Raw genomic sequence first — 21907 nt, 5'->3', positions numbered from 1 at the left:
TGTCGGCATAAATATATTTTTAGAAAACTTATATTATTCTAACAATTATCGAATTGAAATAGGCGGCGTTACTTACGAACAACCATCGTCCCTACTTTGTAGAGTAAGTCTTCGGTTGTAATAAATGATTAAAATAGGGTGTCATAAAAACATGATTCGGATCCATTTTTTCGCGAATATTTAAAAACTTAGAAAAATCTTCATATTTTTCGTACATCGTTTCATGGGTTAGTTTGTTCATCTTGCCTAAATGTGGTCTTGCCCCATATGATTCCATCATATTATGTGCCCACTTAAAATATTCTTCATAAGGCATTCCTTTATACATATGGAAAGCAAAAAAAGCCGAATTTTGTCCCTGCGTAGGACTTAAAAATCCTGTTTCTCCTGCCGATACACGACATTCTATCGGAAAATGTACTTTAAAGGGGTTTGATTTTAAGACATAATGAATTTCTTCTAGTGCTGCTTCAAATTGATGAAGTGGAATGGCATATTCCATCTCGACAAAACGTACTTTGCGTGGAGATGGGAAAATTTGATAACTATACGCTTCCTTCGTCCCTACTGGTACAGCGTTCGCTGAAACTTTACTAACCCATTTCGTTGCTTTTGGATACCATTTGCAACTACTCGATAACATATGAAAAACAGTATTTTCCATAAAATCATCCGTCCATTTTTGCCATGCCGTTGACGTAGATATTGGCAGTTGAATTTGTTCCATTGTTTTTAATTGCATCTTCTCTTGTCCTGGAAAGTAAAACCATTCCGCATGACGATATTGTTGTAAAATACCCTGAGCATCGCGTAATGTATCGGCTAACGTGACATGTGATGAGGTATAACGCAAAGCGTACAAGGGTACTGCCTGAAATGTTACTTGCACAATTACACCGAGCAAACCAAGCGAAATATGTAGCGCTTGTGACAAATCATCCTGATCTCGTCCCACTTCTTGATAATGCCCCTGACCATCTATAAAGCACCACTTTACAATTTGGTTGGATACGGAGCGTAACTTTAAACCCGTGCCATGCGTGCCAGTAGATATTGCCCCTGCAATTGACTGTTCAGCAATATCGCCCATATTTTCGAGTGCTAAGCCGTATTTTGCCAATAGTGGACCGACTTCATGCAAATACGTACCTGCCCAAAAAGTAGCCTGCTGTTTGTCCTCGTCTATCGTAATCATGCCACGCATATTATGCAAAGTCATGGCGCTATGTTCAGGTTTTGCAACCGGACTAAAAGAATGACCCGCACCAATGACCCGCAAATTTTTATTTGCTGTTGCAGAATGAGCAATAATAGCCGTAACCTCTTCTATAGAAGAAGGTGTATACAACTCGAAGTTTGTGGAACGCTCATTTTGTGACCAATTGGCAAATTTCCCACCACGTAATTTGTCTAAAGAAAGCATTGCCCATCCCCCCTATATGTTTTATAACACCCTTTATATTTGCCGTTTCGCATAAGATGAAGGGCATCAAATCGCTCACAAAGCTCCCCTGCTTTGGCGTGTCTGAAGTAAATCGTATCGCCAATCTCATATTGACCACTAGACATTTTCAGCGGTGTTTGTACTTCTCCAGCACCTTCTGTTGCGTAGTAAGACAACCCAGGGCTTAATATGAACGGAAGGCGCAAATAATCGGCTGGTCCAGATGCTAAATAGCCACCACCATGACAAACAATTGTATCAGCTGTCGGCTGGCGCGTAACACGCAATGCAAAACCTGCTGCTTCCTGTAATTGACTATCCGCGTAATAATCAAATAACGCCGGCTTGAAAATACCTGAGCCGATTGTTACTTCTGTCACTTCGTCGCTCATCGCTGTAAAGTCAAGACTCCCTGTACCACCTCCATTAACAAAATTCAATTTACCAATTTTACTGGCCATTAATTGCACCGATTTTTTACGAAATTCACTAATTTTCTTTTTCGAACGTTTTTGTAAATTACGAATAATCATACCTTTATAGAAGTTTTTAGGTTTGTTCCCTACGCCAGCAATCTGTGCTTCGTAGCCCATCAGTCCAGTAATATGCACATGACTCATCGCTTCACATTGTTCGATTAGTAATAATAATTCTTCCGTATTGGTAATCGATGAGCGCCTCGTACCAAAATAGAGGAAGGGTGTTGGCATGGAGAGATTGATATCAAGGCAAATCGACAGTTGAATATCTTGCATTTTTGCCATATCGTTTAGCCAACCCGCTTGGCGCAAATCATCGATCATAAAGATAATTGTTTTTCCTTTTTTAATAAATTGACAGCAATCAATAACCGCTTGTTTTTCCATCACTGGATAACCAAGCAAAAAATTGTCCAATCCCTGTGATGCTAAATAGCATGTTTCCGCAGCTGTAAATGTCATCCACCCGTTAAAATAGGGTATATTCTCTTCCAAATAACGAAGCATCTCTAATGACCTTATGCTTTTAGTAGCAATGCGTATTTTTTTATCTTTTGACTGCAAAGATAAAATGGTAATATTGCGATCAACTGTGTTCAAATCTACCCAAGCAAATGGTCGTTCTAAATTATTGAAAGCATTTTCAAAACGCTTCATCTCAACACCCCTTTAGTCTTCCATATACCCAAAATTGGCAATAAAATACTCCTCTACTTGAGGATATAGAATACTATCTAATATCTCAAGTAAAGGAGTCGTTTTTTTCATATTTCATCGTAAATTATTGAATTTCAAAGAAATCAAAGGCAAAAGTCGCCATAAATACCGTATGAATAACTAAAAAAATAATTGCTTGCTTCGTATATTGCTTCGATTCTTGAAATCCCATAAATCATTACCACCTTTCAATTTTTACTTAGTATAGTACCTTTTTTGCTAAAAAGAAAATAATAAGGCGTTTCTGTGACAACTTTTTTCACTTATAAAAAATTGACTTTTATTTTAGATATTGTCAAGATAGATTAGAGGTGAAATTCATGACAAAAGCATTATTCGTAATTGACTATACAAACGATTTTGTAGCGACAGACGGTGCATTAACATGTGGGCAACCAGGACAAACACTTGAAAAACCGATTTACAATTTAATTAAAAAGTTCCATGATGAGGATGACTATATTTTTTTCATTAATGATTTACATTATGTCGATGATCCCAATCATCCCGAAACGCAATTATTCCCACCACATAATATTCTTGATACATATGGACGAGAACTTTATGCTTCCATTCAAGTACTCTTTGATGAAATAAAAAATCAACAAAAAGTATTTAATCTAGCAAAGACACGCTATAGTATTTTTGCTGGAACAGCCTTACAACAACTACTGACTGAACGCAATATATCCGAACTTCACCTAGTTGGTGTTTGTACGGATATATGTATTTTGCATAGCGCTATGGATGCGTATAATCTAGGCTATAAGAACACAATCATTCATAAAAGTGGCGTAGCTAGCTTTAATAAACAAGGACATGATTGGGCCTTGCAACATTTTACAAATAGTCTTGGCTTTAAAGTACACGATTAAAAGAGGGAGAAGTTCTACTTAAAAAACGGTTCTCTATCAAATAGGGCGTGGCGGGATTTGATTATGTCAAATTCCGCCACTTTTTCTATTCATTTGTTTCGAACGAAATGCATCATCCTAAATCTACGTCTCTCTACTCACTTTTCAGCAAATGAATCGCTGACATAGTACTTATTTATACATAAAAGACCCCATGCATACTCCTTCTACAGAAAGAATAGAAGCCAAGGCCTAAGACGGAGTTGTAAAAGTTGTTCTAAATAAGATGTCATCATTTCGTTCGCTGGCATAATAGATTTATCTACATATAATTGCTTCGTGTGAGTGCTTATTTTTTTATGATTACCGATTACTAGTGCATAGTCCGTTGTGACTTTTTTTAGCTCTTTAAAACTAGATATTCTTTCAATCAAATCATTCTTTTTTAATACTTCACTATCGTAATACATACTCTCTAATAACCCAAAACATGCGACTGATAACGCACTTTTCTCATATTTTTGTGAATCAGCATTAACTGGTTTGACAGTTGCAATAATATAAAATAACTATAAATATAACATATTTAACTAATTTTTCAAATTGTTATTTGGGAACGTTTTTTCAATGTGAGTTGTATAGTTAATACATATTAAATTTATAATTTTTCTAATACATCATTTACAGATTCCCATACATAAGTAGATTCATCTAAAATTTTCCTACCTATTTTTATATTTTTGACAAACTTTGCACCCAAGTACTCATAAAAATAACGTGTGTTATTATCTGCTAAAACATCTACATAAATCTTGTCATAACCTTGTTCTTTATACTGTTCAACTAGCATTTTCATTAATAGCTTACCGATTCCTCTCACAATGAAGTTAAATCGATAGAATTTAATTCGAGATTATTCTCTCTTCTGCTTGTATCTGCCAAGCCGATAATTTGACCTTCTTCATTTAATCGAATGTAAGTTAAAATAAGGGGAAACAATTCAAAAAAGATATTACTTGTGCCTTTAATCAACTTAAAACAGAAGGCTATTTTGATTCAACGGCACATACCTTACATAAGTCTAGCCGAAAAGAATTCCATCTTTTTGGTTTTTCAGTGACAAGAGAAATAAATCAACTACTAGGCGTTTCAGCCGAAAAGGAGAAACTTGATGACAAATCGTTTGTTATTTTAAACTTTACAACAGAACCAAAAAAACCATCCATTGTAAAATGAATGGTTTGATGTTATTTACAGGCGTTTCCATACTGCAAAAAGTTGTAGCTTTTTATTGATGCGTACTTTTTTACCCGGGGCATACTTACTATCTGCTTTTCTCACGGTTGCTTTTGTAGACCAACCAGAAAATAGATAGCCCTTTTTCTTTAACGTAGTTGGTTTCTTAATTGTTATTTCTTTATTTATAGCAACTGCTCGCTGTGATGGGGCAATACCAGAAGTATTACCATTTCCTTGATAAATAACATGAGATTTATTTTCCTTCCAAACTGCATACAATTTCACTTGGTCGACCACGGCTATTTTTTGTCCAACAGCATATTTCGTCTCTGGTAATTTGGCCGTTTTAGAAGTGGACCAACCAATAAATGTATAATTAGTTTTACTTGCCTTTAATTTTTTCACTGCATCAATCATTTTCATCGATTGATTTGGATAGCCTATATCAGCATATTGTTGTGGATGTGTTCCTTCATAGTAAGAAGAACCATTAAATACCGTCATCTCCGGCAATGTAAATCTGCCTGTATTTGCGTGATATACGACAGATGCAATTTCAATCGCTCCATTGTCTTGCTTTCCAAGACGACTAAAACCTCGTTGATCTTCCGTCAATACTGCTTTACCATGTTCATTGGCTAATCCAACAATAAATTGGCCTTGATCTGTCTCTAATTTCGGAGCAATCGGCAAAGTAGGGACAATTTGTTGATCGTCTTTTGTCCCTGCCATAACGACACTATGATTTGCATTTAAAGATACCGGATATTTTCCAAATACCTCTTGCGCAGTATTGGTCATTACTGCACCATTATCAAATCCAATCGTGTTGTTGTTAATTACATTATCCATCACATCATAAATTTCTTTATAACGAGATAGTTGATTGATTATACCTGCATTTTCTATTGTATTTCCTATATTAATATCATTAGTATAAATATTCTCACCATTTGTTAAAAGTGACGCAATGGCGCCACCATACTTTGCTTCATCTGTAGCCGATTTAATTTGATTTTTATAATACGTGTTATTTGTTGTTTGGAATATCTTACTAGATGCTCGAGTGATATCTCGTTGCAATTCCTCAAGATTAGTAATTAAAATAGCTCCACCATTCGCTTTTTCATCACCCAACCCCTCCACACTATTATTGTAAAATGTTGAATTTTCAATAGCTAGATTATTATCAATATTTCTTGATGTAGAAAAGGCTAATGCTCCACCACCCCCAGATGCTTTATTGCCATTAAATGTCGTACCTTTGATGGAGATACGATCTCTCGCTCTAATTTCAGTTACTAAAACTGCTCCACCAACCGCTAACTCTTCATCATCCGTACTTTGTTCATTTACATTTCCCTCGAAATAACTATCAACAATATTAAAATCTCCATAACCTCCTCCTCTTGACAAGTAAATTCCTCCACTTGAAAGTTCATCATAATAATTTTCTTCTTTTATAGATTTATTATTTATAAAACGACTATTGTTGATAGTAATATTTGCATGCCCTTCTTCAATTTCAAATGTCATTGCTCCACCCGAATAGGGCTCAGTCGCTGTATTATTACTAAAAGTGGAATTTTCAAATAGCATATTAGGCGATTCTTCTTCCGTTATAAGCCCGCCTCCCATGGGTGATTCATTATGATCAAACAATGTATTTTTAATCGTGAGCATGGATTCATCTCCACTAACGGCAAGTGGCGGATAATAATCATTTGTTATATTGATAAATTTGGAGTCCTCAATCATAATATGCCCTGTATCTCTACGTAGCTCTGCAAAAAGGATGAGTTCATAATCATCTTCTTTATATGACCCATCAAATAGCATATTTTTTAATGTTACAGTCCCTATGTCACCCGTGGAAACATAGTATTCTTTTGACAAAGGAATATGATTACCATCTACTATAATATTAAATTCACTATCATTCGAAATTTCAAATTCATCATCTACAAAATGATCTGCTAATTTAATCGTTGTGTCCTCCGTCATATTTTCTGTTACATCATAAATATCATCTGATGTTGACACTTCCACGGTTTTCGCATCGACATCATAAGCGAGGCAAAAAACAGAAACAAAGACACTCGCTAATGCCGTACTTATTAATTTATTTTCTCTGATCATTTAACCTTCTCCTTTTTCTTTAAAATGATTTTACTGTCAGTGCCATCTATTCTTTTCATTTATACCCTATTTTCCATATTAAAGACTTAAATATTCTGTTTCTTAAAAATAAAGCATAATAAAGAGCCTGGGACAGAACAAAGATAGTATGTCTCCCATACGAATAATCCAATCAATTGAACGCACAGAAAGCGTTTTCCGAAGCGGACATGGATTGAAATGAATAATCCCATATGATTTCGAAAAATCATACGGGATTTTCTTTGTTGAAAATACGTTTGTCTCAGGCTCTTTAATGGATTCTTTTTAATTAGCGTTGCCAAACTGCAAAAAATTGTGTTTTTTTCTTAACTGTCATTTTTTTACCTGGTTTTAGTGTACTATCGGCTTTACGACTTGTTGCTTTTGAAGACCATCCTACAAATGTATAGCCTTTTTTCTTTAGTGTACCTTGTTTTTTTATCGTAATTACTTTATTTTTTGCGACTGCATTTTGGGATGGTGCAATTCCTGAAGTATTTCCATTACCATAGTAATTAACATTGTATTTTTGTTCTTTCCATACAGCATATAAAGTAAGCTGATCTGCTATGCTATGTTTCGAGTTAATGGCATACGCTGTTTCTGGTAAGCTAGCACCCTTTTTCGTTGACCAACCTAAAAACGCATGCCGCGATTTACTTGGTTTCAATACTTTTTTGCCATCTACAATTGTCATTTTTTCTCCAGGATAACCAATATTCGCATATTGATTTGGTGTTGTACCTTCATAATACGTTTTACCATCGTATTTCGTTAATTTTGGTAGATTAAATTGACCGCCATTGGCATCATAGGTAATCGTTGCAATTTCAACTGCACCTATATCGGATTTACCCATTCGGTTATAACCGCGCTGATCTTGATTCACAACAAGATTTCCTGTTCGATTTGCATAGCCAGTTAGTAGATCACCGTTCGCTTCAGTGATTTTTGGTGCAATCATCAACGTAGGAATAATTTGTGCATCCATTGTTGAACCAGCCTTAATTATGCCATTGTTTTCCTGCAGCGTCACAGGGAATTCACCATAAACATCTGACACACTTTCTTTACTTGCAACCCCATTATCAAAACCTAAAGATTTAATATTCTTGTATTTTTTTGTTGAAATAAACAGATTCGCATATAAATTACTTCGATTGATTCCTCCGCTCGCTTCAATCATATTTCCTACTAGTAAATCATTTGTGAATTCACTATAGCCATCAATGTTTTCGACAGCAATTGCACCAGCTTTCCCCTCTTCTGTAAGAGAAGATATTATTTTATTACCATAGAAGCTATTATTTTTCGATTGGTAGACTACTGCCTCATTCTCTTCCTCTTCTGGTAAAAGTTCTCGGTCTGTACGTATGATAATCGCACCACCATTTTTCACTCCATCCACCGCTTCTGATGCTCTTGCTTCGTTTTTATAAAAAGTCGAATTTTCGATAGTAATGAGCTTGCCAATACTATCTTGGGAGCTAATAGCTAATGCACCGCCGCCCCCAATTCCTGCATTTGCATTAAACGTTGTCCCTCTCATATTAAACTTAGCCTTTTCTCGAAGATTGGGAATCGTAATTGCGCCACCACTCATCGTACTGTCTTGTGCTTCTCCATCTAGTCGATTATTATCAAAAATACTAGATATAATTTCTATTTTCTTATCTTCTTTATAGGAATCAATTGAAATAGCCCCTGCTGCTTGAAATGCATTAGTTGAAGTATCTGCTGTATTATTTTTAAATAATGTATTTTCAATTGTCAGATCACCACTCGCCTCTACGGCTGTAACTGCACCACCATAACCATCAATGGATTTATTATTGATAAAACTTGAGTTTTTCAAATGAACCAACTCCAGATCGTCCTCTGTAAATACACCACCGCCCATGGGTGATTCATTATTTTTAAACTGCAAATTATCTAATACTATGTGATTGTGATCTCCTCCAACATGTAGAATTTTTTCTCCTTCATTTTTTATATTACTAAAGATTGAATCTTTAATAATTGTTTCTCCTGCCATAGATTCAATATACGTTCTAAAAGTAATATCGCCTGTATCAGGTAACGCTGCCGAACCATCTAGTAAAAAATTTTCAATTACTGCTTTACCTGTACCTGTATGTGAAAAATAAATTGTTCCTGGAAGATTTCTATTATTACCATTAATCGTCACATCAAAGGTTGAATCGATATCAAAATTCAAATAGGTTTCATCTTCATCAAAAGCAAAACCATCACTCAGTTTAATCGTTGTATCTTCTGTAATATTTTCAACGGCTTCAGTGAATTCTTCGGGTGTATCCACCGTTACTGATTGTGCCTTTGCCTCTTGCAGTGATAAAAGAGATAGTCCCAACAGTAACGGTATGCTATACGCCAGTTTATTGTTGATAATTTTATAAGTTAAAATAAGTTTCACTCCTCCAATTTTAATATACAACTATACCCTTAATTAGTAAGATGACACGATAAGAACGTAAAAAAACTGACTATTTACTTTCTAATAGCCAGCTTTTAGTGATTTCATTGTCTTTATATCTCTAACGTTTCCAGACTGCATACAGTTGAATTTTCTTCGTTGCTACTATCTTTTTCCCTGGTGCTAGTTTATTATCTGCTTTACGAGCCGTCGCTTTTGATGCCCATCCAGCAAATTTATATCCTTTTTTCTTTAATGTCCCTTGTTTTTTGACTGTGATTGACGTATTTTGGTTCACTGCTTTTTGCATCGGTTCAATGCCTGTCGTATTGCCATTTCCATAATATTTCACGTCAACTTTTATCTCTTTCCAAATTGCATATAGTTTTAATTAATCCGCCCATATCTTTGTCACTTCACTATAAGTTGGATCTTGTCATCTACCCTTATTCTTGAAAGACCAGCCTTTACATCTAAATTTAGTGGTATGGCAACCATTTCAGACAACTTTTATGAGCGGTGTACCAAAGCTTATAGAGCAAGCCCCTCTGTATATGGCTCCATATAAAGCGCTTCTGAATGACAAAAAAATAGCGAGGACCCCAGCCGAAAAACAAGTAGGAAGCAATCCTTTGTTTTCATCTACGGTGAAAATAAAGCGTGCGATACTTGTCGGCGGAAAACCTTCGCTATTTCTAACTATCTAAAACATGAGTTGTTTGATACCCAACATATATGGGCAGTTCACTATCATAAAATGATATTATTTAACGGCTCTGTGTCAAATGTTGGGGTGAATGAAATTGGATTTTCAATTTCATTCACCTTTTTCATTTAGCCTAGATGTAAACCAATTTCTTTATACTTTAATGTTAGTAAGATTTTCGCTCTCAATCGATCAAATCGTTTATAACCATATGCATGTCGTTTCATTACTTTCGTTTTGTTATTAATACCTTCTAAAAAGCCATTCGAATTTTTGGCCCAATCAAACCATTTTAAATGGTTCATTTTTTGTATGCAATCATCCTGTACTTTCGAAGTAATGGACTGACAAGCTGGACAAATAGGTGAACGCTTTGGCACTTCTATAAAAAGAGCATACTTGCCCTCGATTTCTTCAACTTTTGTGACTAAAACATCTTTTAATCCTGGAATAGTCATGATAGATTTCATATAGCACAGCTCACCTTTCTACCTTTACTTATTATGCGGCATTTTAAGTATAGAAGATTGGGTGAACCTGTGCTTTTTTCTGTCTATTTTTAGATATGTTCATCATGATTAAAAGAAATAGAGAGGACTCCTGCCGAAAAACAAGTAGGAAGCAATCCTTTATTTTCACCTACGGTGAAAATAAATAGTGCGTTACTTGTCGGCGGAAAGCTCTCGCTATTTCTAATTGTCTAAAACATGAATTGTTTTAATACCCCAACATATATAATAGAACCTATTTAATAAAGAAACGACAAAAAGCTACCTATCTAAAGGTAGCTTTCCGGCGGGGTATTACAGTAAAATAATTTTGCGTATATTATTACTACTATTATCATGCTTCATATAGCTTTTTACCATGACTCAAATTTGATTTTTTCACTATTTTTTTATGACTAACAAGAAAACCAATGGTATAATGGCCTACTAAAGTCAGTAATCCAAAATGAGCTTTAAAAATCTAAAGGTAAGTGAACTGCTTTACGTGAATCCATTGTTGTTAAAAATGAAATGATTGGACGTAGTTGTTGTTTTAATACATACCAGCCCTCATCGTACATTTGTTGAGATGCTGCTTCTTCATCTTCAGAAGGATCCATTTCTATTGAAAAATAGCCACTGATTGTCATTTCCATATAACGACTATATTGCAGGTCAATCAAATTAATATGGCCAACGATCTGACCTTGGTCTTGATCTTCTGAAAAGCCAACTTTGACATCCTTCACTAAATGATATTCGTCGTCATCATCCACTTCTACTTCTTTATCTTTTAATAAGGCTAAAAGCTCTTTCTCAGAAAGTAATTTATAATTAATATCGTAAATATCAAAATCGTGGAATTCTTTTAATTTCAACATTATTCACCCTTCCATCCATAGTAATAGTATTATACCAAAAAACTTCTTTTGAATAGAAGGAATAACTATCGGAATCTTCAATTTATACTGTTTTCTGATTTTTCCTTTGTAACATTGCGGCTAAAATAAAGGCGATGACTGCAAATACTGCGGCTCCAATATAAACAACACTCGTTCCCTCTGAAATAATCGTTACTAGTTTAGAAATTTCGACTTGGGAAAAGATTGATTCATCAAATGAACCAGTAAGCTGAATTTCTCCTTTATCTAGATCTTTCATTTGTTGACTCGTCATAATATTAAATAATACGCCAAATATTGCAGCTCCAACTGCTTGACTGAAGGTATTTGTAAATGAATTTAAGCCAATTGATATACCAATTTCATTTGGCTTAGCTGAAGCTTGAACAGTAATAATGATGAGTGGTGCAATTAACCCCATACCCATCCCAAGTATCCCCGTACTCAAACAAACATATAAGCTTGTCGAATCGACTTGTAAAAAAGTTAGCATCACCGTACCAATAACTAAAAAGAGCGTTCCACATTGGATAATGATTTTATTTGCTATGCGACCCACTAAATTACCAACAATAATGGCACTCACCGTCCACATAAAGGATAGCGGTGTAATAAGAAGCCCTGCTTTTGTTGCGCTATGCCCCAACACAGACTGTCCATATATAGGAATATAAACCGTTACAGCAATCGTAATAGACATGAACATAAAGGTCAGTGCATTTACTATATTTAAACGACGATTTTTGAATAGTGTTAGGGGAATAATTGGTTCTTTTGCAATCATTTCTGTCCGGATAAATAGCATTAAACCAACAATTGTAATAACATAACAAATTAAATTAAGTGTCGCAAACCACTCACCAGAGTTGCTGCCTTCAATAATCGCCAATAAGAATGCGACAGTCGAGATGGAAAATAAGACAGCCCCACGATAATCAATCGTATGCTTCGTTTGCTGATGATTTTCTTTGTAATATTTCAATAGAAGGAATAGTGAACCTAATCCAAAAGGTACATTTAATAGGAATATATAATGCCAACTTAAGGAATCGACTAAATAACCACCGATTAAGGGACCTACCACGCCGGATACACCCCACACCATTGAAATATAACCTTGTCCTTTTGCTCGCCTCTTTTCGGTTTTGAAAATTTCACCGACGATTGTCAATGTAATTGGTAAAATAGAACCCGCTCCAAAACCTTGAATTGCGCGGAAAATAATAAGCATAATCATCGATTGTGCGAGACCTGCCAATAAAGAACCTAGAATAAAAATGCTCAAACCTATAATAATCATACGTTTTCTACCAAATATATCTGCTAATTTACCAAATAAGATTGTTGCGATCGCAGCAGCTAGTAAATAAGCCGAATAAATCCAACTAATTAACTCGACTCCTGATAAATCAGCAGTAATACTTGGGATAGCGGTTGCAACAATCGTTCCCTCAATTGCTGATAACGCCGTTGCTAATAATACAGCTATAAAAACTTTATTCATAAATGACTCCCTTCAAAACGTTATATTAGTATATGTAATTTGTTCAAGCAGTAAGTATAGCATGAAATTCCCAATTACATGAAAAAACTTTCCATCTCTTATTATCATTGATGCGATAGTATTTGGCACTCATTCTAAAGACTGAATTAATTATTAACATGCTTGAACTACACTCCTAAATACGTTATCATTTAAAACGTTATCATTTATTTATTAAAGGCGGTGCCAACTATGTGGGAAGACTTCAAAAAATTTGCTTTAAAAGGTAATGTACTCGACCTAGCAATCGGGGTTGTCATTGGTGGGGCATTCGGTAAAATCGTTACTTCACTCGTGAACAATATTATTACACCCTTAATCGGTAAAATTTTCGGTGCAGAATCTGCTTTTAAAGATTTACAATACTGGGGTATTGAATATGGCGCATTTATCCAAAGCGTTTTTGATTTCTTCATTATTGCTTTTTCAATCTTTATGTTTATCAGAATTGCATCAAAATTAGATTTCCGTAAAAAAGAGGAAGAAGTCGAACCAGAAGCTTTGGAAACGACAGATGATGTTCTGAAAGACATACGTGAACTTTTACGTGAGCAAACTAAAAAATAAGATTTATTGTATGGTCTACATACTGTCTATACAAAAAAATGCGTGCTTAGAAATCATGATGATTTCTAAGCACGCTTTTTAGTTCGTTTTACTAGACAAACAACTTATTTAGTAAAATCAATTACCATACGACCTTCGATTTTACCTGCTTCCATCTCTTCAAAAATAGTGTTGATTTCTTCAACACGACGTTTTTGAAGAACTGGTGTTACCTTGCCTTCAGCAGCAAATTGGAACGCTTCCTTCAGATCTTCGCGAGTACCTACCAATGAGCCCACCACTTGGATACCATCTAGTACCAAACGAGGAATATCAAGGTCCATCTTATCGACCGGTAAACCAACAGCGACTACACGTCCACCAGCACGAACAACATCAACGGCTTGGTTGAATGGTGTTTTAGCAACAGCGGTAATTACTGTAGCATGAAGACCCGCACCATCCGTTAACTCTTTTACTCGCTCAACAGGGTTCACATTTTTACTGTTGATGACCTCGTCAGCTCCTAAGCGCTTTGCAAACTCTAATTTATCGTCGCTAATATCAAAAGCGACTACCTTCGCATTAAATACGTTTTTAGCATATTGAACTGCAAGATTCCCTAAACCGCCGATACCAAAGACACCAATCCATTGACCCGGTTGAATCTTACTCTCTTTTACTGCTTTGTATGTTGTTACACCTGCACATGAAATTGAACTTGCAGCAGCAGGGTCTAAACCATCTGGAACTTTTACTGCAAAGTCAGCTGAAACGATACATTGCTCTGCCATTGCACCATCTACAGTATAGCCCGCATTTTTCACTTCACGACATAATGTTTCACGCCCTGAGTTACAATATTCACAATGACCACAACCTTCAAAGAACCAAGCAATTGATACGCGGTCCCCTACTTTTAATGATTCGACGCCGTCACCAAGTTCAGTAACAATACCGATTCCCTCGTGACCTAAAATGATTCCTGTTACATCACCAAAATCTGCATTTTTTACATGTAAATCCGTGTGACATACTCCACAATATTCTACTTCAACAAGTGCTTCACCATGTTTTAAGGCACGTAACTGTCTTTCTACAATCTCTACACTCTTGTTATTCGTAACTACTGCTGCTTTCATCATAACATCTCCTCTAAGTGAATTATGTTGCATACCAAAAATAACATGATATTCCATAAAAAGAAAGCGATTTCATATAATTATTTAACTTTTATTACAAAATATGTACATTTTCAGTAAAATGAATGATTTAATTTTTCGATATTGTTATCTCCTCATAAATATACTTATAAAACAGGCTTGTATCAACTATTTGAGTGAATACAAGTTGAACGCTAAATCGTTTATAACCATTTAAACTCTCTGTTTATCTCTCACTATCCCTATTAAAAAGATGAATAATTTCACTCCCCAAGCTATATAATAGAACCAAAAAAGAGCCTGGGACAGAACAAAAATAGTCTGTCTCCAATACGAATAATCAAATCAATTGAACGCGCAGAAAACGACTTCTGCGGGAATAGCATGAGCTGAAAGCGTTTTTCGCAGCGGAAATGGATTGAAATGAATAATCCCGTATGATTTCGAAAAATCATACGGGATTTTCTCTGTTGAAAATACGTTTGTCTCAGGCTCTTGGTAATATCACACTGAAAAATCAAATTCAATTTTATCTGTTGCAAGTTTTAATCGGGCAGAAAAAGTCGAACCTTTTTTTGACTTAAAGCCTTTAATTGGTTTGGTTATCCCTTTATCACACAAATCTTTTACGTGAGCGGCAGATATTTTCTTGCTAGCAATTTTTTTGGATAGTGTAAACTTACAACCATCATTGTATGCTGAGCAACCATAAAAAGATTTTTTCTCAACTATATTCCCTTTATGACAAGCTGGACAAAGTGCGATGGGTCCTTTAACCACTGGTTCTGCTAATTCAGCGGCAGCAGTAATATCCGTATTATTTACGATACTCGGCGACGCCGTAATTAAATGGTTTAAAAATTTCTCAATATTATTTAAAAAGGCTTCTTGTGTCCCAGTACCATCAGATATTTTTTTCAAATAAGTTTCCCATTTTGCTGTCATCGTAGGACTTGCTAATAATGAACCACTAATTGCTTGGCATAATACCTTACCCTTTTCAGTAATTGTCACGATATTTTTTGTCACATCAATATAATCATGGCGTTTAATCGTCTCGATAATACTTGCACGCGTCGCTTCTGTACCAATTCCTTCAATCGCTTTCAAAATCTCACTGTCACTCTCATCTTCTACTAATTTACCGCAGGTTTTCATCATTTGCACGAGTTGACCTTCCGTAAAAAGTTTTGGTGGTTGTGTCGTACCTTGATGAATTTGAACGACAGCATCCACATCCTCCCCTTCCGAGAGTTGTGGTAAGGGTGGTGCCTCATTTTTCTTGTCAGTAGGGGTTGGCCATAATTCTTGGAAGCCACGATCTATTTCTACTTTACCAGTTGTTTTAAACGGTAATGTATTGACCATCGTCACAATTTTTGTTTCTTCATACGTATAATCACGATGAAAAATGGCTAAAGTTGAACGCATAATTTCTGCATATATATTTTTTTCCATCGGTGATAATCCACCTAATTTTTGTGCACTCGGAATAGATTTAGTCGGAATGATAGCGTAATGCTCTTCCACTTTTTTACTGTTCACATACCGACTGTTTGGTGCTAATAAAGTTGCCTTGAACGGTTTATTCATTAATTCTTGGTATTTTGGCAACTGTTGTTTTAAATAATCAAACTCGGCATTCGTAATATATTGGCAATCAGAACGGGGGTAGGAGATCAACTTTTTCTCATATAATTGCTGAGCTACTTCCAATACTTTCGCAGGACTATACTTCCAGATCCGATTAGCCTTTTGTTGAAGTGTCGATAGAGAATGTAACTTTGGTGGTGATATTTTCTTTGGTTTTTTGTCTACAGTCTTGACAATAGCTGTTATTTTTCGTTTTTCTTCAATTCCTGCTTTTTGAAGCGTAGCAAGAGCATCCTCGTATTTTTTCGATTTAAAATCTGCTTTACCCGTATATGTCCCCATTCTTGAATGAAACTCGCCCTTCAATTCATAAAAATTCTCCGGCACAAATTGGTCAATTTCCACTTGGCGTTCATAGATCATATAAACAGTTGGTGACTGCACACGACCAACTGACATCGTCTCATTTAAGCCTTTACTTTTTAGTAATATTGTAAAGAGACGACTTGCATTCATACCAACTAGCCAATCACTAATTTGACGTGTTTGTGCTTCTATATACATGCGATAATCACGCTCATTGTCACGTAACGACTCAAAACCCTTACGAATTTCATCTGCTTCCAATGAATTAATCCACAATCGCTGAATCGGTTTTGATTTTGTATGTGTTTCCTTCAAAATAGAATAAAAAATATTTGAACCTTCACGATCGACATCGCAAGCGTTAATCAAATAATCGGCCTCTTTAAAGAGTGATTTCACTGCCTTAAATTGATCCCACTTCCCTTTTGCAACTTTAAACTCATATTTTTCAGGAATCATAGGCAACACATCCATACGCCATTTTTTCCATTCTGGCGTATACTCTGCTGGTTGTTTAAGCTCTACTAAATGCCCGACCCCCCAAGTAATAGTCGCCCCGTTTGGAAATGTCGCAGATGGCATCAACTCAATATGATGCTTTGATTTATTTGCTACTTTAAAAGCCTCCGCATATGCTTTCGCCTGTGACGGCTTCTCTGCAAAAATGACTGGTTTTGCCATAAACTCGCCCACACTCCCTTTAAATTCTCTTTATCTAGTCACTCCATTATATCATTAACCAATGAAAAAACAGCTGAATAGTAGGGGGTTCATAGTACAAGTATCATTTTTAAAATAGCGTCATTTTAATATAAAACGACTTCAACTATATCTCTATAAATAATAGTAAGAAAGGTTTTTATCGTCAATTATACTTCAGTAGTTGAAGTGCCGTGGAAGCGTCTAAAAAACAACACACAAATAGCGTAGAACCAAAGAAAGAGAGCAATTTCGCCCTCTTTTTAGTAGTAAAAGATTATAGATGGATAGTGAATAATGCAATTTCTGGTGGTACCATAAATCGCGCTGGGATTCTTGATGTTCCGATGCCAGTATTGACATACAATGTCATACCATTTACATCGTAAAATCCAGCGATGTATTTCTCTGCTAGTGTATTCGTTTTTCTTTTTGTAAAAGGTAGATGTATTTGGCCACCATGACTATGACCGGCTAATGCTAAATCAATCGTTGATGCGCTCAATTGATCTGCTACATCTGGTTCATGCATAAGTAGGATACTGTAATTTGCTTCTTTCGTTTGATGAAGTAATGTATTTTTTATATTTGGCGAACCAAATATGGCATCATCTAAACCACCAATAAAGAGTTTTTTATTATGTGAAATAGGAAATGTTGTCCCTTCATTTTTCAATAAATGAAAACCGCCATTTGAAAGTACTTCATTGTAAATCCGGACAGCTCCTCCACCATAATCTCGATTGCCCCACACAGCATATTTACCATATTTCGGATGAAGTTTCTTCAATTGTATGGCCACTTCAGTTGCATATGGAAACTGGCTATAATTTTCAAATAAATCGCCGGTAAATACAATAATATCTGCGTCTAACTTATTCACTTTTTTGATTAATTTTTCAAGCCTGTTAAGCGAGTAATTTTCACTTACTTGAATGTCTGACAACTGAATAATTTTTAGAGTATCGCCACCCTTACTTGCTGTCAATGTATGTTTGTTCACCTTCAATAATGATGGTTCGATCATAAAAGCATAGAATACAGCGCCACCTCCAAGAAGTATAATTACTATAAAGATTTTAACTAATTTTTTCATGCCTAAGTCCTCTCCATATTGTAACTAACTATATTACAACGTTTGAAAAACAAAAATGATTCCTATAAATAGGAATCATTTAATATCGTATGATGGTATCACTGATTTTTTACTAAAATCGTATTAAAACTACTCTATATACTAGATTCATATCAACAGCGGTGATTACGCGCTAATTCATGACATAATCTTGAGCGTATAATCAGAGGTATTTCATTTTTCTACAAGCACTTGTTGGTTTGCTTGTTGGCTTGTTTGTAGCACTCTTCCGCACCACTGTTCCAGTCTCAATGCTATTTAAGAGATTCTTTATTGGGCATTTTATTTAATTTTTTTAGTAAACGTTTTGCACAATCCTGTGTTTCACGATCTTCGTCTATTGGTTTTTTCGATATTTCATGTAATCTTTCAACAATTTCCGGTGTTTTCCAACTTGTAGCTGGCCACTCATCTAATACGGTTAGTGCAGCATATTGCCCCATATCATTTGATGAATATAACACTTTTCGGACTAGTTTTGAACCTATTTCCTGACGCTCTTCAAACGATACAATAACAGTGAATAAACATTGTTCCTGTTCTTTTGTAAGATTGTTCAAGTCAAATGAAGTGTCAATAAATTCTAGTACTTCTTGAATAACCGCTACATTTTTATCCATAATTAATGTCATGTAGATTTCATCTTCATAAACACCATCATACATCGCTGCTAACATATATTTCACGGTATTTATATTCATTATTTTTGCAAGCATAATCGCTTCATACAGTTCTGTTTTCGTATCAAAAGCTTCTACTATATGCTGCTGCCATTGCATATTATTAAGAACGTCTTGAATATTTGACTTAATCATCGTTTTTTCAACGGGCAATAATGAGTAGTCATCCTCCTCATATACCTCAATCTCCCCATCATCATCATACACAATACTGTCTGTTTCTTGTGTTATAAACGGATAGATGGCTACTAATGGTTTTAATAACTGCAAGGTGAATGCATGATGTTTTGCATGCTTTGTATAGAGAATTAAAAATTCTCCTACTTGATCAATTAATAAAAGCTCTCCTTCTTCAATTTTATCTATGATTAATCTACCAATTGTCGTATACTGATCGATTGAAATCGTCTCTTGTGTTAACACTTGTAAAAATGCTGCTTTGTTCAAAAAGACATCCGGTGCAAGGTCATTATAAGATTGGCCGGTCAACCAATTTTTTTGTTCATCTGTCTCGATTTGTAATGCTTCAACAGCATATACCTTACCCCAATGTTCCAAACGTTGTGCAATCGCAAAGATTATATCATTTTGTCTGCTTTTTGTACGTAAAATATTCATAGCAAATGGTGTGAAATTTTCATTCATTGCTATTTTTTGTAACAATTCGACTTCTGTATCATTGGGCACTTTACTCAGTAATTGTATGCCAAAAATAAGTGCATAGCGATGCGCAGAATGATGAATAAACCACAATGCTACTTCCTTCATATCAGCATGATTAAACTGCCCTTCATTTAATCGCTCATCAAAAGCATCCATATACGTAAAATATTCTTCTGCTATAACTAATTCATATACCGCATTGCGGTTTTTATTGCTTTGTTCCTCTAATAACTTCATCAGTTTTTTATATAATGACTTTGATTCATGCTTCTGAAATACTGACTCCTCTATTATTTGAAGTTGGTAAGGGATTGCCGGTAATTTTTCCGTACCGATTTGATAATAATCATCATCTGGCAAATCATAACCTGTCATAACCCCTTCACTTTCTATAACTTGTACTATATAGGGTATGAGTGGCTCTCTTGTTGTCCAACCATTTATTTGAGGTGCTATTTTATTCGAATAGATTATTTCCCCATTTATTTTAATCGTACAAATCACTGATTTTATCCCATGCAATTTGACGACAATCTTTTCACCATTTGGGAGTACACCTTTTAGCGTTTCACTTGGTTTGAACATATATAAAAAACTAGTATGCTTTTTTTCGACAAGTAACTGATCGTCTATAAAAAGTTGTTCGCACTTCATTTTGTTACTGACATGTATTTTGTAATTGTCATATGTTGTAGTCCAGTGACAGTTAACCAAATGATTTATATCATCTTTCATATTTTTAAAATCTCTTGTCATCTCATTTTTAAATTGACCCATCTCAATCGCTCACTTTCTTATAGCTATTTTTTCGTTTTATATATAGACTAGAGAGGTTTATTAATAAACGTATTCTATGTATATAAAAAAACGATTAGCACGCATCGGCTAATCGTATACTTATATTATTACTTTTTTGTATGTTTAAAGCAATATGAAAGATAATTCGTTATGATGATTTTTTTTAAAAATAAGTATTTATTTTCCTTATACAGAGTGCTATTTGCTTCAATTCATGACGAAGACTCCCTTTATAGCTCCTCATGATTTTTATTCGACCTATAAAACCATTACGATCCATTTATGCATCATTGGTTTCTTATTTTATTTTTAAATTCACTTTACTCGGTTCTGTTGCAAAGTTTCATGTATAGTCAAAATAGACGATGAAATTGTAAATAGTGGTTATAAGGAGGACTTGTGCTGTTAAACAACGACAATCAAAGGTCTCGAAACTGTTCATGCCCTCTATAAAAAAGTCGAAAAGAAGAAAATCTTTTCGACTTTTTTATAGCTTAGGAAGTTTTTTATACTTTTTAAACTTTGCAACAGAACCTTTTATTCAGAGTAGCCATTCTACTATTATTGTTTGCTCATGACGACACGACCATCTTGTAAAACATCAATGATTCGATTATTATCCAATGTAATTGATAAAGGATAAACTGCCGATTTTTTAGTAGAAAAAATCCATCTTCTTCCTGGCTTACTTAAAATCAAATAGACGCCAACCGATGATAAACCCATAAAATTAAGATTTGACATAGAAATTTCTCCTTCGTCATTTCTTAATATCCCCTCAGCTATTAATTGTTTTCCTACTTTTTCAACATCAGTAACAATCAGTCCAATTTCACTAACGTCAATAAAAGACTGGGCCGAAAAAGTTTCGAAACTGGGGCGATTTAATTTTTCTTTGGAAATCAATTCGATAATATTACCTGCTGGATCATCAAAATAGCAGGATTTTGCATGCCAAGAATCAAATATTATTTCATCCTGTCCATCTTCCCACGTCAATTCAACAAGTTGCTTTGCCCACTGCTTTGCCTCAGCAAACTTATTTGATGGAATATTAATTGCCACATGATAGTAAGGCTCTTCAGGCGCTTGCGTTGCAATAAATTCAACAATTGTTTGTCCAATTTCCATAGCAAAAAATGTACTGCTTTGTGCAATAATTTTTACACCCAATACATCTTTATAAAAAGATACGAGCTGCTTTATTTTTTTTGTTTCCAATACTATTTTTTCTATATGCATGTCAGTCATCCCCCATTCTTCATGCTATTTTAGCAAGCTTTAGTAAAATTTTCTTT

General features: G+C 35.0%; 16 protein-coding genes. 2 read left to right on the top strand and 14 right to left on the bottom strand.

Features of this window, described 5'->3' with window-relative positions; translation table 11 throughout:
- Positions 1 to 91 precede the first annotated feature (91 nt).
- On the bottom strand, positions 92 to 1423 hold the full coding sequence (locus DEX24_RS08705; protein WP_109306037.1) for a D-arabinono-1,4-lactone oxidase: 1332 nt from the start codon (positions 1421 to 1423) through the stop codon (positions 92 to 94).
- Positions 1411 to 2580 carry an alanine racemase gene (locus DEX24_RS08700; RefSeq protein WP_109306036.1) on the bottom strand — a complete coding sequence of 390 codons (1170 nt, stop codon included), beginning with the start codon at positions 2578 to 2580 and terminating at the stop codon, positions 1411 to 1413. Before DEX24_RS08700 ends, DEX24_RS08705 begins: the two co-directional genes overlap by 13 nt.
- 380 nt (positions 2581 to 2960) lie before the next feature.
- On the opposite strand from DEX24_RS08700, the gene DEX24_RS08695 reads away from it, so the two are divergent.
- Positions 2961 to 3515, top strand: a complete 555-nt coding sequence (locus tag DEX24_RS08695) for a cysteine hydrolase family protein (protein ID WP_109306035.1) — start codon at positions 2961 to 2963, stop codon at positions 3513 to 3515.
- A 637-nt stretch (positions 3516 to 4152) separates the two neighbouring features.
- Here the strand turns inward: DEX24_RS08695 and DEX24_RS08685 are convergent.
- From DEX24_RS08685 to DEX24_RS08650, 7 genes are all read right to left on the bottom strand, one after another.
- The gene (locus tag DEX24_RS08685; protein ID WP_281288191.1) at positions 4153 to 4374 is read right to left on the bottom strand and encodes a GNAT family N-acetyltransferase; all 222 of its coding nucleotides are present in this window, start codon (positions 4372 to 4374) and stop codon (positions 4153 to 4155) included.
- A 371-nt stretch (positions 4375 to 4745) separates the two neighbouring features.
- Positions 4746 to 6872, bottom strand: a complete 2127-nt coding sequence (locus tag DEX24_RS08680) for an InlB B-repeat-containing protein (RefSeq protein WP_109306032.1) — start codon at positions 6870 to 6872, stop codon at positions 4746 to 4748.
- 310 nt (positions 6873 to 7182) lie between these two features.
- Positions 7183 to 9327 carry an InlB B-repeat-containing protein gene (locus tag DEX24_RS08675; RefSeq protein ID WP_109306031.1) on the bottom strand — a complete coding sequence of 715 codons (2145 nt, stop codon included), beginning with the start codon at positions 9325 to 9327 and terminating at the stop codon, positions 7183 to 7185.
- Between the two features lie 121 nt (positions 9328 to 9448).
- The gene (locus DEX24_RS08670) at positions 9449 to 9679 is read right to left on the bottom strand and encodes an InlB B-repeat-containing protein (protein ID WP_109306030.1); all 231 of its coding nucleotides are present in this window, start codon (positions 9677 to 9679) and stop codon (positions 9449 to 9451) included.
- A 482-nt stretch (positions 9680 to 10161) separates the two neighbouring features.
- Positions 10162 to 10491 (bottom strand): transposase, encoded by a 330-nt coding sequence (locus DEX24_RS17690; protein WP_282956634.1) that lies wholly within the window; start codon positions 10489 to 10491, stop codon positions 10162 to 10164.
- Between the two features lie 503 nt (positions 10492 to 10994).
- Positions 10995 to 11402 (bottom strand): hypothetical protein, encoded by a 408-nt coding sequence (locus tag DEX24_RS08655; RefSeq protein WP_109306027.1) that lies wholly within the window; start codon positions 11400 to 11402, stop codon positions 10995 to 10997.
- 82 nt (positions 11403 to 11484) lie between these two features.
- Positions 11485 to 12927, bottom strand: a complete 1443-nt coding sequence (locus tag DEX24_RS08650; protein ID WP_109306026.1) for an MDR family MFS transporter — start codon at positions 12925 to 12927, stop codon at positions 11485 to 11487.
- A 231-nt stretch (positions 12928 to 13158) separates the two neighbouring features.
- Here DEX24_RS08650 and mscL point away from each other — a divergent pair, with 231 nt between their 5' ends.
- A complete protein-coding gene (gene mscL / locus DEX24_RS08645; protein WP_109306025.1) occupies positions 13159 to 13533 on the top strand; it encodes a large conductance mechanosensitive channel protein MscL in 375 nt (124 codons plus the stop codon).
- Between the two features lie 104 nt (positions 13534 to 13637).
- Here mscL and adhP read toward each other — a convergent pair whose 3' ends face one another.
- From adhP to DEX24_RS08620, 5 genes are all read right to left on the bottom strand, one after another.
- Positions 13638 to 14654: an alcohol dehydrogenase AdhP gene (gene adhP / locus DEX24_RS08640; protein ID WP_109306024.1), complete on the bottom strand. Its 1017-nt coding sequence runs from the start codon at positions 14652 to 14654 to the stop codon at positions 13638 to 13640.
- A gap of 525 nt (positions 14655 to 15179) precedes the next feature.
- A complete protein-coding gene (locus DEX24_RS08635) occupies positions 15180 to 17315 on the bottom strand; it encodes a type IA DNA topoisomerase (RefSeq protein WP_109306023.1) in 2136 nt (711 codons plus the stop codon).
- A 295-nt stretch (positions 17316 to 17610) separates the two neighbouring features.
- Positions 17611 to 18429: a metallophosphoesterase gene (locus DEX24_RS08630; RefSeq protein WP_109306022.1), complete on the bottom strand. Its 819-nt coding sequence runs from the start codon at positions 18427 to 18429 to the stop codon at positions 17611 to 17613.
- 293 nt (positions 18430 to 18722) lie between these two features.
- The gene (locus DEX24_RS08625) at positions 18723 to 20588 is read right to left on the bottom strand and encodes a hypothetical protein (protein ID WP_109306021.1); all 1866 of its coding nucleotides are present in this window, start codon (positions 20586 to 20588) and stop codon (positions 18723 to 18725) included.
- A gap of 582 nt (positions 20589 to 21170) precedes the next feature.
- Positions 21171 to 21851, bottom strand: coding sequence for a VOC family protein (locus DEX24_RS08620; protein ID WP_170112894.1), 681 nt, complete (start codon positions 21849 to 21851; stop codon positions 21171 to 21173).
- Between the last annotated feature and the right edge of the window lie 56 nt (positions 21852 to 21907).

This window comes from Kurthia sibirica (assembly GCF_003143975.1).
GTDB lineage: Bacteria > Bacillota > Bacilli > Bacillales_A > Planococcaceae > Kurthia > Kurthia sibirica.
Note: the sequence above shows the minus strand (reverse complement) of the source record. Positions and strands in the feature narration are given on the sequence as shown.

Excerpts from the sequence above, each read along its gene's own strand:
- DEX24_RS08700 (WP_109306036.1), bottom strand. The coding sequence starts at position 2,580 with ATGAAGCGTTTTGAAAATGCTTTCAATAATTTAGAACGACCATTTGCT.
- DEX24_RS17690 (WP_282956634.1), bottom strand. The coding sequence starts at position 10,491 with ATGACTATTCCAGGATTAAAAGATGTTTTAGTCACAAAAGTTGAAGAA.
- DEX24_RS08630 (WP_109306022.1), bottom strand. The coding sequence starts at position 18,429 with ATGAAAAAATTAGTTAAAATCTTTATAGTAATTATACTTCTTGGAGGT.
- mscL (WP_109306025.1), top strand. The coding sequence starts at position 13,159 with ATGTGGGAAGACTTCAAAAAATTTGCTTTAAAAGGTAATGTACTCGAC.
- DEX24_RS08680 (WP_109306032.1), bottom strand. The coding sequence starts at position 6,872 with ATGATCAGAGAAAATAAATTAATAAGTACGGCATTAGCGAGTGTCTTT.
- DEX24_RS08620 (WP_170112894.1), bottom strand. The coding sequence starts at position 21,851 with ATGCATATAGAAAAAATAGTATTGGAAACAAAAAAAATAAAGCAGCTC.
- DEX24_RS08625 (WP_109306021.1), bottom strand. The coding sequence starts at position 20,588 with ATGGGTCAATTTAAAAATGAGATGACAAGAGATTTTAAAAATATGAAA.
- adhP (WP_109306024.1), bottom strand. The coding sequence starts at position 14,654 with ATGAAAGCAGCAGTAGTTACGAATAACAAGAGTGTAGAGATTGTAGAA.
- DEX24_RS08695 (WP_109306035.1), top strand. The coding sequence starts at position 2,961 with ATGACAAAAGCATTATTCGTAATTGACTATACAAACGATTTTGTAGCG.
- DEX24_RS08650 (WP_109306026.1), bottom strand. The coding sequence starts at position 12,927 with ATGAATAAAGTTTTTATAGCTGTATTATTAGCAACGGCGTTATCAGCA.
- DEX24_RS08705 (WP_109306037.1), bottom strand. The coding sequence starts at position 1,423 with ATGCTTTCTTTAGACAAATTACGTGGTGGGAAATTTGCCAATTGGTCA.
- DEX24_RS08635 (WP_109306023.1), bottom strand. The coding sequence starts at position 17,315 with ATGGCAAAACCAGTCATTTTTGCAGAGAAGCCGTCACAGGCGAAAGCA.
- DEX24_RS08655 (WP_109306027.1), bottom strand. The coding sequence starts at position 11,402 with ATGTTGAAATTAAAAGAATTCCACGATTTTGATATTTACGATATTAAT.